The organism is Microbacterium sp. 22195, assembly GCF_052056515.1.
Lineage (GTDB): Bacteria > Actinomycetota > Actinomycetes > Actinomycetales > Microbacteriaceae > Microbacterium.
Genome location: NZ_JBQEPE010000004.1, coordinates 229,268 through 243,385 on the forward strand (window position 1 = coordinate 229,268; position 14,118 = coordinate 243,385).

General features: G+C 69.6%; 16 protein-coding genes. 6 read left to right on the forward strand and 10 right to left on the reverse strand.

All coding sequences use genetic code 11. From position 1 onward, the window contains the following. Window positions 1-5: 5 nt before the first annotated feature. The 6 genes from grpE to ACTJJ4_RS13730 all read right to left on the reverse strand — a co-directional run bounded on the left by grpE (window position 6) and on the right by ACTJJ4_RS13730 (window position 4,932). Window positions 6-641 (reverse strand): nucleotide exchange factor GrpE, encoded by a 636-nt coding sequence (gene grpE / locus ACTJJ4_RS13705; RefSeq protein ID WP_440943846.1) that lies wholly within the window; start codon window positions 639-641, stop codon window positions 6-8. A 2-nt stretch (window positions 642-643) separates the two neighbouring features. Further along, window positions 644-2,506 carry a molecular chaperone DnaK gene (dnaK, locus tag ACTJJ4_RS13710; RefSeq protein ID WP_292697110.1) on the reverse strand — a complete coding sequence of 621 codons (1,863 nt, stop codon included), beginning with the start codon at window positions 2,504-2,506 and terminating at the stop codon, window positions 644-646. Between the two features lie 161 nt (window positions 2,507-2,667). After that, window positions 2,668-3,300, reverse strand: a complete 633-nt coding sequence (locus ACTJJ4_RS13715; RefSeq protein ID WP_440943847.1) for an ATP-dependent endonuclease — start codon at window positions 3,298-3,300, stop codon at window positions 2,668-2,670. Between the two features lie 18 nt (window positions 3,301-3,318). Continuing rightward, the gene (locus ACTJJ4_RS13720) at window positions 3,319-3,642 is read right to left on the reverse strand and encodes an NIPSNAP family protein (protein WP_440943848.1); all 324 of its coding nucleotides are present in this window, start codon (window positions 3,640-3,642) and stop codon (window positions 3,319-3,321) included. A 93-nt stretch (window positions 3,643-3,735) separates the two neighbouring features. Continuing rightward, the gene (locus ACTJJ4_RS13725) at window positions 3,736-4,197 is read right to left on the reverse strand and encodes a DUF3817 domain-containing protein (protein ID WP_285638283.1); all 462 of its coding nucleotides are present in this window, start codon (window positions 4,195-4,197) and stop codon (window positions 3,736-3,738) included. Window positions 4,198-4,326: 129 nt separating this feature from the next. Beyond that, the gene (locus ACTJJ4_RS13730; protein ID WP_440943849.1) at window positions 4,327-4,932 is read right to left on the reverse strand and encodes a GNAT family N-acetyltransferase; all 606 of its coding nucleotides are present in this window, start codon (window positions 4,930-4,932) and stop codon (window positions 4,327-4,329) included. A gap of 220 nt (window positions 4,933-5,152) precedes the next feature. Here ACTJJ4_RS13730 and ACTJJ4_RS13735 point away from each other — a divergent pair, with 220 nt between their 5' ends. Next, the gene (locus ACTJJ4_RS13735) at window positions 5,153-6,004 is read left to right on the forward strand and encodes a serine protein kinase RIO (RefSeq protein WP_440943850.1); all 852 of its coding nucleotides are present in this window, start codon (window positions 5,153-5,155) and stop codon (window positions 6,002-6,004) included. Between the two features lie 86 nt (window positions 6,005-6,090). Beyond that, a complete protein-coding gene (locus ACTJJ4_RS13740) occupies window positions 6,091-7,518 on the forward strand; it encodes an MFS transporter (protein ID WP_440943851.1) in 1,428 nt (475 codons plus the stop codon). A 19-nt stretch (window positions 7,519-7,537) separates the two neighbouring features. Here ACTJJ4_RS13740 and ACTJJ4_RS13745 read toward each other — a convergent pair whose 3' ends face one another. Beyond that, complete coding sequence (locus tag ACTJJ4_RS13745) at window positions 7,538-8,203, reverse strand: TetR/AcrR family transcriptional regulator (RefSeq protein ID WP_440943852.1); 666 nt, start codon at window positions 8,201-8,203, stop codon at window positions 7,538-7,540. A gap of 67 nt (window positions 8,204-8,270) precedes the next feature. Between ACTJJ4_RS13745 and ACTJJ4_RS13750 the strand changes: the two genes are divergently transcribed. Next, window positions 8,271-9,173, forward strand: a complete 903-nt coding sequence (locus ACTJJ4_RS13750; RefSeq protein ID WP_440943853.1) for an alpha/beta fold hydrolase — start codon at window positions 8,271-8,273, stop codon at window positions 9,171-9,173. A 1-nt stretch (window position 9,174) separates the two neighbouring features. On the opposite strand, the gene ACTJJ4_RS13755 is transcribed toward ACTJJ4_RS13750, so the two are convergent. After that, window positions 9,175-9,687, reverse strand: coding sequence for a MarR family winged helix-turn-helix transcriptional regulator (locus ACTJJ4_RS13755; protein WP_440943854.1), 513 nt, complete (start codon window positions 9,685-9,687; stop codon window positions 9,175-9,177). A gap of 86 nt (window positions 9,688-9,773) precedes the next feature. Between ACTJJ4_RS13755 and ACTJJ4_RS13760 the strand changes: the two genes are divergently transcribed. The 3 genes from ACTJJ4_RS13760 (at window position 9,774) to ACTJJ4_RS13770 (ending at window position 11,972) form a co-directional block, all read left to right on the forward strand. Further along, window positions 9,774-10,469, forward strand: coding sequence for a MarR family winged helix-turn-helix transcriptional regulator (locus ACTJJ4_RS13760; protein WP_440943855.1), 696 nt, complete (start codon window positions 9,774-9,776; stop codon window positions 10,467-10,469). A 100-nt stretch (window positions 10,470-10,569) separates the two neighbouring features. Further along, window positions 10,570-11,058: a hypothetical protein gene (locus ACTJJ4_RS13765; RefSeq protein ID WP_440943856.1), complete on the forward strand. Its 489-nt coding sequence runs from the start codon at window positions 10,570-10,572 to the stop codon at window positions 11,056-11,058. A 41-nt stretch (window positions 11,059-11,099) separates the two neighbouring features. Next, window positions 11,100-11,972 (forward strand): helix-turn-helix transcriptional regulator, encoded by an 873-nt coding sequence (locus ACTJJ4_RS13770; protein WP_440943857.1) that lies wholly within the window; start codon window positions 11,100-11,102, stop codon window positions 11,970-11,972. Between the two features lie 192 nt (window positions 11,973-12,164). On the opposite strand, the gene ACTJJ4_RS13775 is transcribed toward ACTJJ4_RS13770, so the two are convergent. Together ACTJJ4_RS13775 and ACTJJ4_RS13780 are read right to left on the reverse strand one after the other, a co-directional pair. After that, on the reverse strand, window positions 12,165-13,364 hold the full coding sequence (locus ACTJJ4_RS13775; protein WP_440943858.1) for an MFS transporter: 1,200 nt from the start codon (window positions 13,362-13,364) through the stop codon (window positions 12,165-12,167). An 85-nt stretch (window positions 13,365-13,449) separates the two neighbouring features. Then, window positions 13,450-14,118: a hypothetical protein gene (locus ACTJJ4_RS13780; protein WP_440943859.1), complete on the reverse strand. Its 669-nt coding sequence runs from the start codon at window positions 14,116-14,118 to the stop codon at window positions 13,450-13,452.

Here is a 14,118-nt window from a genome sequence, read left to right on the forward strand (position 1 = left end):
ATCACCTACTCCGCAGGGACGGCGACGACGACCTTCGCCGGGCGCAGCTCGACATCGCCCAGCCGGTAGCCGACCTCGACGACCTCGAGGATGGTCGAGGTGGTGGCACCGGGGGTGGGCTGCTGGAAGATCGCCTCGTGCTGCTGCGGGTCGAACTCGTCGCCCTTCTCGCCGTAAGCGACGACGCCGAGCTTCTCGACCACGCCGCGCAGCTTCTCGGAGATCACGGCGAAGGGAGAGCCCTCCTCCAGATCGCCGTGCTGCTGCGCGCGGTCGAGGTCGTCCAGCACGGGGAGAAGGCCCTTGGCCACCTCGCCCTTGGCGCGGGCGATCTCGACGTGGCGCTGCTCCTCGGTGCGGCGCCGGTAGTTGGCGTACTCCGCGGTCAGCCGCTTCAGGTCGTTGAGCAAGGCGTGCTCGGCGTCCACGATGCCGGCATCCGAACCGTCCTCGCTGGACGCCTCAGGCGTCTGCTCGGCGTTCAGGATGTCGTCGACCGTGAAGTCGTCGTCCGAGCCCTCGGCCGCGGAGGCCTCGGCGGAGTCCTGGTTCACCTGCGGCTCGGGGCCGGATGCCGCAGCATCCGACCCCGCACCCTCAGGCTGAACCTCGTCGTTCTCGTCGAAGTTCTTGTCCGTCATGGTTACTTGCTCTCGTCCTCGTCGTCCACGACCTCGGCGTCCACCACGTCCTCGTCGGACCCGGCGTCAGCGGAGGCGCCTGCGTCACCAGCGGCAGCGCCGGATGCGGCATCCGCCTGGGACTGAGCGTAGATGGCCTCGCCCAGCTTGCCCTGCGACGCGTTGAGCTTGTCGAACGCGGCCTTGACCGCGTCGTCGTCCTCACCGGCGAGAGCCGTCTTCAGAGCGTCGACGTCGCCCTGCACTTCGGACTTGACGTCCTCGGGCAGCTTGTCCTCGTTCTCCTTGATGAGCTTCTCGATCGAGTACGCGAGCGACTCGGCCTGGTTGCGCTGCTCCAGGGCCTCGGCGCGCTTCTTGTCCTCGGCGGCGTGCTCCTCGGCCTCGCGCACCATGCGCTCGATGTCGTCCTTCGACAGCGACGAGCCGCCGGTGATGGTCATCGACTGCTCCTTGCCGGTGCCCTTGTCCTTAGCGGACACGTGCACGATGCCGTTGGCGTCGATGTCGAAGGTGACCTCGATCTGCGGGATGCCGCGGGGAGCCGGGGCGATGCCGGTCAGCTCGAAGGTGCCGAGCGGCTTGTTGTCGCGGGTGAACTCGCGCTCGCCCTGGAAGACCTGGATCGCGACCGACGGCTGGTTGTCGTCGGCGGTGGTGAAGGTCTCGCTGCGCTTGGTCGGGATGGCCGTGTTGCGGTCGATGAGCTTGGTCATGCGGCCGCCCTTGGTCTCGATGCCGAGGCTCAGCGGGGTGACGTCGATCAGCAGGACGTCCTTGCGCTCGCCCTTCAGGACACCGGCCTGCAGGGCGGCGCCGACGGCGACGACCTCGTCCGGGTTGACGCCCTTGTTGGCCTCCTTGCCGGTCTCGCGCTTGACGAGCTCGGCGACGGCCGGCATACGGGTCGAACCGCCGACCAGCACGATGTGGTCGATGTCGCCGACCTTGATGTTCGCCTCGCGGATGACATCCTCGAACGGCTTCTTGGTGCGGTCGAGCAGGTCCTTGGTGAGGTCCTCGAACTTGGCGCGGGTCAGCGTCTCGGAGAGCGAGACGGGGCCCGACTCGGTAAGCGACAGGTACGGCAGGTTGACCGAGGTGCTGGTCGAGCTCGACAGCTCCTTCTTGGCCTGCTCCGCAGCCTCCTTCAGACGCTGCAGGGCGATCTTGTCACCCGAGACGTCGACGCCCGTCGAGTCCTTGAACTGCTTGATCAGGTAGTCGACGACGCGCTGGTCCCAGTCGTCACCGCCGAGCCGGTTGTCACCGGCGGTGGCGCGCACCTGGATGGTGGAGAAGTCGTCGTCCTTGCCCACCTCGAGGAGGGAGACGTCGAAGGTACCGCCACCGAGGTCGAAGACGAGGATGAGCTCGTCCTCCTTGCCCTTGTCCAGGCCGTAGGCCAGAGCAGCGGCGGTGGGCTCGTTGATGATGCGCAGCACGTTCAGACCGGAGATCTCGCCGGCCTCCTTGGTGGCCTGGCGCTCGGCGTCGTTGAAGTACGCGGGGACGGTGATGACGGCATCCGTCACGGTGTCACCGAGGTACGCCTCGGCGTCGCGCTTGAGCTTCATCAGGATGCGCGCGGAGATCTCCTGCGGCGTCCACTTCTTGCCGTCCACGTCGAACGACCAGTCGGTGCCCATGTGGCGCTTGACCGACGAGATGGTGCGGTCGACGTTGGTGACGGCCTGGCGCTTGGCGGTCTCGCCGACCAGCACCTCGCCGTCCTTGGTGAATGCGACCACCGAGGGGGTGGTGCGGAAGCCCTCGGCGTTAGCGATGACCTTGGGCTCGCCGCCCTCGAGGACGCTGACGACGGAGTTGGTGGTTCCGAGGTCGATTCCGACAGCACGTGCCATGTGATTCTCCTTGTGTGTTGAAGCGGTGAAGTTGAGTGAGTTCCGGGGCGACCCAGAAAACCTGAGTCGCGATGACTCAAGTGTAACGGCGACGTCGGATGCTGTCAAGAAAGTTGATAGAGGTCGACTCAGGTTTGGGTCATGACCCTCCGCTCAATGCGTCAGCGACCGCCCACGCGGTCGAGCAGCCTGTTGAGCGTCGCGGGCGTCCGCTCCAGGGGCACGGCATCGATGACATCCGCCGCGAAGCGGGACTTGCGGCCGGCTGCGGTGCCCGCGAACCGGTGCAGCTGCTCCTCGATGCTGCGCACGCGCTGCGCCGGCTGCCGCTGGAACCGGCGGAACCGCGCCAGTTCCCGGGCGTCGAGCGTCTCGAGCACGAGGTCGGCTCCGGCTGCCCGGATGACCTCGTCCTCCAGGTCTCGCTCGCATCCGAAGAAGCCCAGCGCATCCAACTGGTCGGTCTCGGGGATGCCGGGCGCAGGACCCGCGAGATCGCCGGCCGGCCCCGACTCGTCGAGCATCCCGAGGCCCGCGAGGACCCGCCACACGTATCGACGCTCCGCCGCGTCGTACAGCCCGAGGACTCGAGTCGACGCGCCCCGCAGTGCGGTCAGCGCCTTGCGCAGGTTCGTGATGCCGTCGAGCTCCCGCAGTTCCACCCCGTCGAGCGGGTCAGCCCCCGCCAGCGACTCCGCGCGGCGACGCGCGAGGGCCTCGACGGCGAGCCGATCGCTCCGGCCCTCGACCAGCACGACGATGAGTGCCGCAGACCCCGCTTCAGCGCCCGGCATGGCGAGACGTCCGTCGATTCAGCGCAGCGCGTCGATGGCAGCGGCATCCAGGGTCAGCACGACCTCCTGATAGGACGCGATCATGCTGAGCACCTCCTCGCGATGCCCCTCTCGCCAGACCGCGCTGCCGTAGAACCGGTCCTCCTGCTCGTCGCGGTGCGCGAGCGAGTCGAAGGCGCGCATCAGCACGTACGAGACGTCGTCGTGCTCGCTGGGTGCAGAGCGCACGACGCGGATGCCGGCGTCAGTGAGCTGCGGCATGACCTTGGTGCGGAAGAGGTCGTGGAAGCGCTCGCGCGTGCCGGGTTCGAGCACGTAGGAGCGGATCTCGAGAACGGGCATGGTGACTCCGATCGTGAGGGCCGGTAGGCGCTGGCCATCCTCGCACGCACGGGGCGGCGGCGCGAGGGTGCCGCGCCTCAGCCCGAGGAGTGATCACTTCCCGCCGGGAGGACCGATCAGCAGCAGGATGCTGAAGATCGCGGCGACCGCGACGAGGATCAGCAGCGCCAGCACCCACGGGCGGTGCAGGAACCAGCGCATGGTGCGGTCGTACCAGGTGCGGTCGCGCGGGTCGTCGGTCTCGGTGAGTCGCCAGTCGCCCTCGAGGCGCCGGCTGCGGTGCAGCCAGATCTCGGCGGGGATGGTCGCGTAGGGGACGATCGCGCTGGCGATCGCAGTGATCGCCACGCCGACGTGCCAGCGCTGATGGAAGGCCAGGAGCACGGCCGTCGCGCCGTAGGAGAGGAAGACGAAGCCGTGGATCCCCCCGGCGATCGTCACCAGCACCGGCGCTGCGCCGACGGCACGGGCGATGAGCGCGCCGATCAGCAGGGTCCAGGTGATCGCCTCGGCGATCGCGAGCGCGCGGAACAGACGGGCAGGACTGCGGAACATGGATCTCCTCGGGTCGATCTGCTTCCACGCTAGGCGACCGTTGCCTTCCGTCCCCTGGAATTCCGGCCCTGAGGGGCCCTGGAACAGGAAGATCATCCGAAAGGTGGAGATCGTGGCGCATCCAGGACGTCAGAGCTGCTCGACCGCTCGTTCTTCGGCTCTGATCTCCGTGCGCATCACCCAGCGCCACTTGGCGATCCGCCGGTCGCGGACGAAGCCGAACTGGGTGTACAGCTCTTCAGGGCCGGTGTGCAGGTACGCCCCGCGCTGCGGCTTGCGATCGGCGGTCTGCTCGGGATATGCCTCGACCACACCGCCTCCCGCCTTCCGGATCTCCTCCAGCGCCGCAGCCACCGCCGCCCGCGCCACGCCCTGCTCTCGCCGTTTCGACGCGGTGAAGATGCAGCCGATGCGCCACGCTGGCGCGGGTGCGCCGGCGGCCTCGTACGCGCGCAGGTTCTGGATGTTCGGCAGCTCGGCGGGTGAGCCGAACTGACACCACCCCACGCAGTCGGTCCCCTCGTACACCAGGATCTGGTGCACGGTGCCGGCCCGGACGTGCGCCTGCTTCGCCGCCCGATTGACCTCGGCGGTCTGGCCCGGCCGGCCGACGCCTTCGGGGTGGAAGCCCATGCACCAGCATCCGCCCCACACGCCGTTGCTGGCCTCGACCAGTGCTGCGAAGTCGGGCCAGGTCCGGGCATCCAGCAGTCGGGTGGTGAACCGATCCTCCATCGCGCGCCCTCCGATCCGTGCGACCAGACTGACACGCCCTCGCGCGCTCGGCCAGAGTGACGTACGATCGACGACAGTGCACCGGGAAGCGCCCGGAGGATGCGAGCGGAAGGAGCCCACGATGAACACCGTCATTGTCGCGCCCACCGCCACCGACATCCTCATCCTCGAGGCCGCCCGCTCCTGATCCGCGGGTGGCCTCCCGTCCGGAGCCACTCCCGTGAACAATCAGATCCCCGCGTCCTTCGACGCCTCCCCCTTCGACGTCACCCTCGCCTTCGCCGACACCGTGCTGCAGGAGAACCAGCGCTGGTCGACCTGGCCGGCGACCATGCCCACCGAACGCGGACCGCTGCCCCGCCCTGATTGGGTGGTGACCAGTGCCGCCGCGGTCGACACCGAGCTCGGCATCCTCAAGACCGGCAAGGAGGCCGACGTGTTCCTCATCGAGCGGTCCGTCCCCGACGACCCCGCTCAGAGCACGCTGCTGGCGGCCAAGCGCTACCGCGACAGCGACCACCGCAGCTTCCAGCGCTCGTCGGCGTACACCGAGGGGCGGCGCACTCAGAACACCCGCGACGCCCGCGCCCTGGCCAAGAAGTCGGCGCACGGCCGCGAGGTCGCCGCCGCGCAATGGTCGTTCGCGGAGTTCGCCGCGCTCAGCCGGATGCACGAGCTGGGCGCACCGGTGCCGTATCCGGTGCAGGTGGACGGCACCGAGATCCTGATGGAGTTCCTCGGCGACGGCCAGGCCGCGGCGCCACGGCTCGCGCAGGTGCGATCGGATGCCGTGGATCTCGCCGACCTGTTCGAGCAGATCGTGGATCTCATGCGCATCTTCGCCGCCGCCGGCTTCGCGCACGGCGACCTCTCCGCCTACAACCTGCTAGTGCACGAGGGGCGCGTGCGCGTGATCGATCTGCCGCAGATCGTGGACACCGTCGCGAACCCGCAGGGCCTGGACCTGCTGCACCGCGACTGCGTGAACATCTGCGGCTGGTTCACGCGGCGTCGGCTCGAGCGCGACCCGGAGGAGCTGTTCGCGGAGCTGCTCGCGGCGTCGTTCGGGTGAGGACGCCGCCTGAGGATGCCCGAGCACGGCATCCCGCACGGCGCGCCGTCACCGGCCGTTCACCGGTGACGGCCAGACTTCGAAGCATGAGCGACGATCACTCCGCGGCGGGTACACCCATCAACACCGCCGCGATGACCGCATTCGGGCGCGAGCACGACGACGTGGCGCCCGCCTCCCGCAAGAAGGTCATCTCGTGGGCGATGTGGGACTGGGCTCTGCAGCCGTTCAACACCGTCGTCCTCACCTTCGTCTGGATCGCGCTGTACCTGACCTCGCGGATGTTCCTGGACCCCGACGTCCGCGCCTCGGGGCTGCTCGCCAACGGCAGCTACATGAACTGCAACAAGTCGGAGTATCTCGGCTCCGCGTACTGCAGCGAGCTCACCGACCTCTCGGAGTGGTGGGGCTGGGCGAACTTCGCAGCCGGCATCGTGATCCTGGTGCTTGCACCGGTGTTGGGCCAGCAGGCCGACGCGCGGGGCAACAAGAAGAAGTGGGTGATCGGGGCGACGATCGGCGTCGCGCTGCTGCAGTTCGCACTGTTCTTCGTGGAGGCCGACCCGAAGTTCTTCTGGTTCGGCGCCTTCGCGGTGGCGATCGCGGCCGTGATCAGCGAGATCGGCAACGTCAGCTATTACGCGATGCTGTCCGAGGTCTCCACGCCCAAGAACGTCGGCCGCATCTCGGGGCTGGGCTGGGGCCTGGGCTACATCGGCGGTGTCGTCGCGCTGATCGTCTGCATCCCCGTGCTGTTCCTGATCGGGCAGGACCAGCCCCTCGCCTTCAAGCTGGTCGCGGTGATCTGCGCGGTGTGGACCATCGTGTTCTCGATCCCGCTGTTCCGCAATGTGCCCGAGTCGCCCGCGTACGCGAGCTCCGAGAAGGTGGGATTCTTCCGCTCCTACGTCGTGCTGGCGAGGAACATCGTGAAGCTGTTCCGGGACAACCGCCCGACGTTCTGGTTCATGCTGTCGGCCGCCGTCTACCGCGACGGGCTGGCCGGCGTGTTCGCCTTCGGCGCCGTGCTCGCGGCGCAGGGCTTCGGCTTCTCGTTCCTGGAGGTGATCGTGTTCGGCCTCGCCGCGAACCTCGTCGCGGGGGTCTCGACGCTGCTGGCCGGCCGCATCGACGACGCGATCGGACCTCGGCGTCTGATCGTGATCGCGCTCTCCGGCCTGGTCGTCATGGCTTTCGTCGTCTTCGCGCTCAAGGACTACGGGACCATCGTCTTCTGGATCTGCGGCCTGCTGCTGTGCGCCTTCGTCGGCCCCACCCAGGCCGCGAGCCGCAGCCTGCTCACGCGGCTCGCTCCGCCGAGCCAGCAGGGCGAGATCTTCGGTCTGTATGCCACGACCGGTCGCGTCGCCTCGTTCCTGTCGCCGCTCGCCTGGTCGCTGTTCCTCGCCTGGTTCGGCGGGATCGTGTACGGCGTGCTGGGCATCGGGCTGATCCTGCTCATCGGCCTGGTGCTGCTGCTGTTCGTGCGCTTCCCGAAGGACGTCGGGGTCTGAGCCCCCGCGGCGCCCTCCGTCAGACCGGCAGCGCGGTCAGGGCCGATGCATCCGCCCCGGCCTGCAGCAGGAGATCGCGCATGCCCCGGGCCGCGAGCGTGTAGGGACGCTCGCTGCCGTAGAGCAGCGAGCGTGCGTTGGCCTGCTCGTACAGGGCGGGCAGCGCGAACGCCAGCTGCTCGATCCCCTCGTCATCCAGGTCCAGCGATCCGTCTCCAGCGGCCGCACGCACCTGGATCTCGAGGTACCCGTACCACTGCTCGATCGCCGAGCGGACGGCATCGCGCACCGGCCCGGGCTTGGAGTCGTAGTCCGCTGAGATCGCGGCGAAGAAGCATCCTCCGGCGAAGACGCGGCTTCGGGAGTACTCGATCACATTGCTCATCAGCGCCACCAGGCGCGGAAGCCCGCGGGGCCGGCTGCGCGCGGGCTCGACGACCACCGAGACGAACACGGCGCGGCCGGCATCGACGGTGGCGAGCTGCAGCCCCTCCTTGTTCTGGAAGAGCCCGGCGATGCTGCTCTTGCTGCGCCCGGATGCCTCGGCGAGGCGCCCGATGCTCAGCCCGTCCAGCCCCTCCACCGAGGCGAGGTCGGTCGCGTGCGCGAGCACCGTGTGACGAGAGGCGTCACCGCGCAGGCGCCGCCCATCTGCGACCTGCTGCTCGGTGACCGGATCGGACATACCCCTAGTCTACGAACGATCGTTCGGATACTCTATGTACGATCGTTCGTATAGTCAGGAGTTCGGCATGACTTCGTTGAGAGACGCCCTCGTGAGCAGCATCCGCCGGATCGACGCCGTGTCGCCCGGCCTCACCGGCCGCGTCGCGAACGTCGCGTTCTTCGCCACGACCCGGCAGATGCGCGTGCGCGACGGCGATCGCGCCACCCATGACACGGCGCGCCGCGAGACCATCCGGGTCAGCGGAGCGGATGTCGCGACCTACCACTGGGGATCAGGCGCGCGCGCCGCTCTGCTCATGCACGGCTGGGACGGGCGCGCCTCCCAGTTCGCGACGCTGGTGCGCGACCTGGTCGCCGAGGGGTGGCGCGTCGTGTCCTTCGACGCGCCCGCGCACGGCGACTCCTCGGGGAAGCGCACCGACGCCAGGGACTGGGTCGCCGCAGCCCAGCAGCTCGCCGCGTCCGAGGGTCCTTTCGAACTCGTCATCGGGCACTCCTTCGGCGGGTTCGCATCCCTCGCGGCGGTGCGGGAGGGCGTGCAGGCGCGGCGAGTGATCACCATCTCGGCGGCGGGCTCCATCCAGGCGTTCCACGACGAGTTCGAGCGGATGCTGCGCCTGTCACCTCGCGCGAGCGAGGCGTTCGAGCGCGCCTTTCATCGCCGGCTCGGCATCTCTCGCGAGGAGGGGGTCGCCCGCTTCGACTCCGTCACGCATCCGCTGCCAGCGGATGCGGAGCTGCTCATCGTGCACGATGAGGACGATCCCCGCGTCACGATCGAGAACGCGCGCGCCCTGCATCGGGCGCACGGCGAACGGGCTCGCCTTCTGGTGACTCAGGGACTCGGCCACAATCGCATCCTCGGGGCCGATCGCGTGCTCGACGCTGTGATCGCCTTCGCCGCGGACGGACCGCACGGCTTCGATCAGGCGGATGCGAGCGAGCAGCGCGGGGTGCGCGGCGCCTGAGTCAGGACCCCCAGTTGTCGGCGAGCTTCGTCAGCAGCCGGGCGAGTTCTGCGCTCTCCTCGTCGGTGAAGGCGGCGAGCGCGCGGCCGAGCGCTTCGCGCCGTTCACCGCGCATGCCACGGAACATCCGCGTGCCCTCGTCGGTGAGGGCGATGCGGGTGCGCCGGGCGTCCTCCGGGTCGGCCTCGCGGCGGACCCAGCCGCGATCGACGCCCTGCTGCACCAGCCGTGAAGCGCGCGGCTGATCGACGCCGATCGCCTCGGCGAGGCCGCTCACGCTGAGCGGCTCGGATGCCTGCGCCAGTGCATCCAGCATCCGCAGCACGGCCGGGGCACCGCCGTGACGCATCCCGACGTCCCCCGCCCACGGGCCGCGCCCATGCGGGCGCATGCCGTGCGGACCGTGTTCACGTCCGCCACGGTCGTGCGGATGCTGGTGCGGACCGCGCCGCCCGCGGAGACGCGCCAGTGCCGCGGCGATGGCGTCGGCGGGATCCGGTTGCGCGTCGTTCATGCATCCGATTTTACATGCGACTTGACATGCATTGACATTGCATGTCACACTGCATGTACATGCAACATGACATACAAAGGATTCCCATGAACACCACTGATGACAACACCCGCCCCTTCGGCTACTGGATCACCGCGGTCGACCGCCTGATGCGCGCCGAATTCGCCACCGTCTTCGAGGACGAGGGCATCACCCGCCGAGACTGGCGGATGCTGAACCGCATCGACGGCACGGTCCCCGACGACCGTCCCGTCCATCCGCGCAAGGTGCACCGGCTCCTCGAGCTCGGCTGGGTCGAGCGCACCCGCGAGGGCTTCGGCCTGACCGACGCCGGCACCCTGGCCAAGCAGCGCCTGGGCACCGCCGTCGACGAGCTGCGCGCCCGCGTCGCCGGAGCCGTCTCCGCCGAGGAGTACGCGACCATGACGGCCGCCCTCGAGAAGATCGCCCGTGAGTTCGGCTGGGAAGAGGGTAAGCGCCTCCCCCGCCGCGCCGGGCACGGTCACGGCCCCGCCTCCCGGTTCGGGCACCGCCATGGCTTCCCCGGCCATGGCCACGGCCACGGCTTCGGTCGCGGGCGCCACTCCGGTGAGTACGGCTTCGACCGCGGCCACGGCTTCGGTGAGCACGGGTCAGAGAACCACCACGGCTCCGAGCACCGACACGGCTTCGAGCACCACACCGAGGGCCACCGCCACCGCGAGATGGGCCGAGGCTTCGCCCACGGCCACCACCGTCACGGCGCCCCGGCCACTCACATCCACATCCACACGCACGGCTGAGCCGTGTCCCACACTCGAAAGCATCCGAGCCCTGCGGTCCGGGTGCTTTTGGTCGTTCCGCAGACCTCACCGACGCTCACGGATACGGCAGACTTGCCGGATGACGGGCGACGATGTGCACGCGAGTCTCGCCGAGGCGATCGCCTGGTGGCGGATCGGAGACGCGGACGGCCGACGCGTCCTGACCGACGCCGCAACGGAAGCACTCGTCGCCGGGGCGGAAAGCGAAGCCCTCGCAGAGTTGGCCGGCATCCCCGGAGACGAGAGCCCGTTCGCCGTGGATGCTCTCGTCGCAAGGGTGATTGCGGAACTGGGCCTGGACCGCGCACTGAGCGCGGATCAGGAGATGCTCGGCGTGCGACGCCTGGCCAGAGCCATGCTGACGGGCGAGATCGGTGAGCGAGATCTGACACGCTGGGTCCACACGCGGTTCCACCACGAGAGCTCCTCCGACCTCGTGAACCGGCTCGCCGCGTTGGACGACGATCTGGACATCGCGCAGGACGGCATCATCGGCTCGGTGGTGGAGGTCCACGCCCGCATCCGCGAAGTCGCATCGATGCTTGTCAACGGCCCGAACGCCGACTGACGGCACGGAATAGTCGCGCGCGCACGCAGGTTGCCCTGTTCATGAGCAGTCCTGTCCTGAGCATCCTGCCCACGCCGTCGCCGTCGAGCGACGCGCTGGAACGGGTGCTCGGCGAGGTCGCGATCAGCATCCGCTCGCAGCATCGCATCCTGCCCGATGCCGACCAGGCCGTCGTCCTCGACGGCCTCTCTCTCGTGTACGTGCTGCGCGGCGGCATCGGGACACCGACGGATGCCGGGCTCCCCGACGATCTTCGCGCCGGTGATGCGCTGCTCGTCGCCGACCGCTCGCTGACTCTGCGCATCCCGGCGGGTTCCGGTGTGCTCGTTTCGCGGCTCGCGTGGGCCGACAGCGCCGCGCACCTGGGCGCGCTGCTGCCCGACACCGCCTGGATCCGGCGCTTCGACGAGCTCGAGCCCGCGGCGGCGGCACTCGCCCACCATATGGGCGGCGACGCGCCGTCCGTCTGCGAGCGCAGCGGCGACCTGGTCATCTGCCGGATGATGGCGACCACGCTGCTGCAGTCCGTGATCCGCGCGTGGTCGAGCGTCGGATGCGCCCCGCAGGGCTGGCCGTCGCGGTCGAACGACCCGTTCCTGGATCGCGTGGTCAGTGCGATCGACGCCGACCCCGGCCGTGAGTGGAGCGTCGAGCAGATGGCATCCGTCAGCGCCCTCTCACGCACCGTCTTCGCGGAGCGCTTCCGCCTCGCCTTCGGCATCTCCCCCGCGCAGTACGTCGCTGAGGTGCGGATGCGCGCGGCCCGCGCCCTGCTCATCGACGGCCGTGGCGTGAGCGAAGTCTCCCGTGAGCTCGGCTACGGCTCCGACGAGGGCTTCAGCCGCGCTTTCCGACGCCACACCGGCATGACGCCCTCGGCATTCCGCATGCGCGGCGCCCTGGCATCCGCCTGATCCACCACCCCGCTCGTACGCCGTGTCCCAGAAGCGGCGGGTGCTGCCGCATCCTGGCCGCCCCTTCTGAGACACGGCTCGCAGCGTGTCCCAGAAGGGGCCCGTCCGGCCGGCGCGCACCCGCCTCTTCTGGGACACGCCCCCGACGCGGCCCCCTCCACCGCGGCCCCTCAGGCGCGGCGTCCTACCGGGTCAGCGCCCGCGGCGGCCGGAGATCCCGAACAGCACCGCCCCCACGGTCAGCATCGCGGCGCCCACGGCGTACGCGAGCTCGATGCCGATGGCATCCACCAGCATCCCGCCGACACCCGCGGCGAGCATGATCGCGGCCTGGAACCCCACCACCACGAGTCCGCCGCCCGCCTCCAGGCGATCGGGCATCCGGTGCCCCACCCAGGTGTTCACGATCAGCAGCCACGAGGCGAAGACGAAGCCCCATACGAACGCGACGACCCCGACGGTCCACAGCGACCCGGCGCCCAGGATGATCACGAGCACCGCCACGGCGATCACCAGCGGAGTGACCACCGCCAGCACTCGATAGGTGCGGTCGATCCCCGCGCCGATCACGAGGTTGCCGATGAACCCGCCGATGCCGAACACCGCCAGCAGCACGATGATCGTGCCCTCGTCGATCGCGACGCCGTCGGCCTGCACCCGCTCCAGCGCGAGCCGGATGTAGGTGTACGCCAGCGCGTGCCCGAAGATCACCAGCACATGCCCCACGACCCCGAGTCCGATGCCCGGCCGACGCAGCGTCTCGACGAGCACCGAGATGCGCGCGGCGTTCTCGGCGGGGACCGACGGCAGCAGAGTGCGCAGGCCGATCGCGAGCAGCGCGGTGGCACCCGCGGCGATCCCGAACACGCCGCGCCAGTCGAGCAGCTCGCTGAGCATCACGCCCACCGGAACACCGGCGACAGTCGCCAGCGACGTGCCGGCCGACGTGAACATCACCGCGCGCCCCAGCCGCTCAGGCCCGGCGATACGAGCGGCCACCGTGATCGACATGGTCCAGAAGCCAGAGAGCGCGGCACCCAGCAGCACGCGCGCCACGAGCATGAGCACCAGGCTGGGCGCGATCGCGACAACCAGGTTCGAGATCGCGGCGAGCACCGCCATCCACACCAGCAGGGTGCGCCGGTCCAGCCTCGGAAGCGCCAGCCCGATCGTGGGTGCGACGATCAGCCCCGCGAGCGCGGTGACCGTGACCAGCTGCCCCGCCTGTCCGGGCGTCACGCCCAGCTCGGCCGCGATCTCGGTGAGCACGCCGTTGGGCAGGAACTCGGCGCTGACGAGCAGGAAGCTCATCGCCATCATCGTCAGCAGCGCGGCGTACGGCATGCGCCGCACCGTCTCGGTGACGGTCGGCAGGGGTGCGGTGGTGGTCATGGTTCCAGCGTTCCCGAAGAGCGGATGCCGCACCCGACCACACGTCCGGAGCATCCGACCGATCGTCCGGGACGTCCGGGAGCGCTCAGCGCAGCAGCGTGGAGATCAGCACCACGGCGCCGATCAGCAGCGCCCCGAGGACACCGTAGATCGCAATCGTCAGACCGCGATACCCGCCGGATGTCGCACCCGAGGGCGGCGGCACCACGGCCGGGTCGGGATCCGGCGCGGTCAGCCGGGGATCGGGTGCGGGTGCCGACGGAGAGCGGAGAGAATCGGATGCTGCGCGTCGGGTGGCCCGCGTGACCGATGGCGCGCCTTCAGGAACCCGTGTTCCGGATCCGGCCGGGTAGTCGCGATCGGAACGCCACGCTTGGCGCGCCACCGGTGGGTCGTCCGGCGGAGGCGGCGGGATCACCGGCTCGGTCAGGAACGACTCCGGCAGCACGGGGTCCGGGATCACCGGCTCCTGCTGATCCAGCTCCGGGACATCGGCATCCGGGATCTCGAGGTCGGGGACGACCGTCTCGGCGTCCGGGATCTCCGGATCGGGAACCTCGGCGCCCGCCACCGAGGCACCCGCACCCTGCAGCTCCGGCACATCCGCATCCGGAACCGGCGCGCCCGTCGCCTCAGTTCCCGGCTCCGTCAACCCACCGGCACCGGAACCATCCCCCGACGGCGGTGCCGCACCCTCGGCTCCACCTGCCTTCGCGGCGTCCGGCTCCTGCGCGCCCTCGTCGGGATCTGCCAT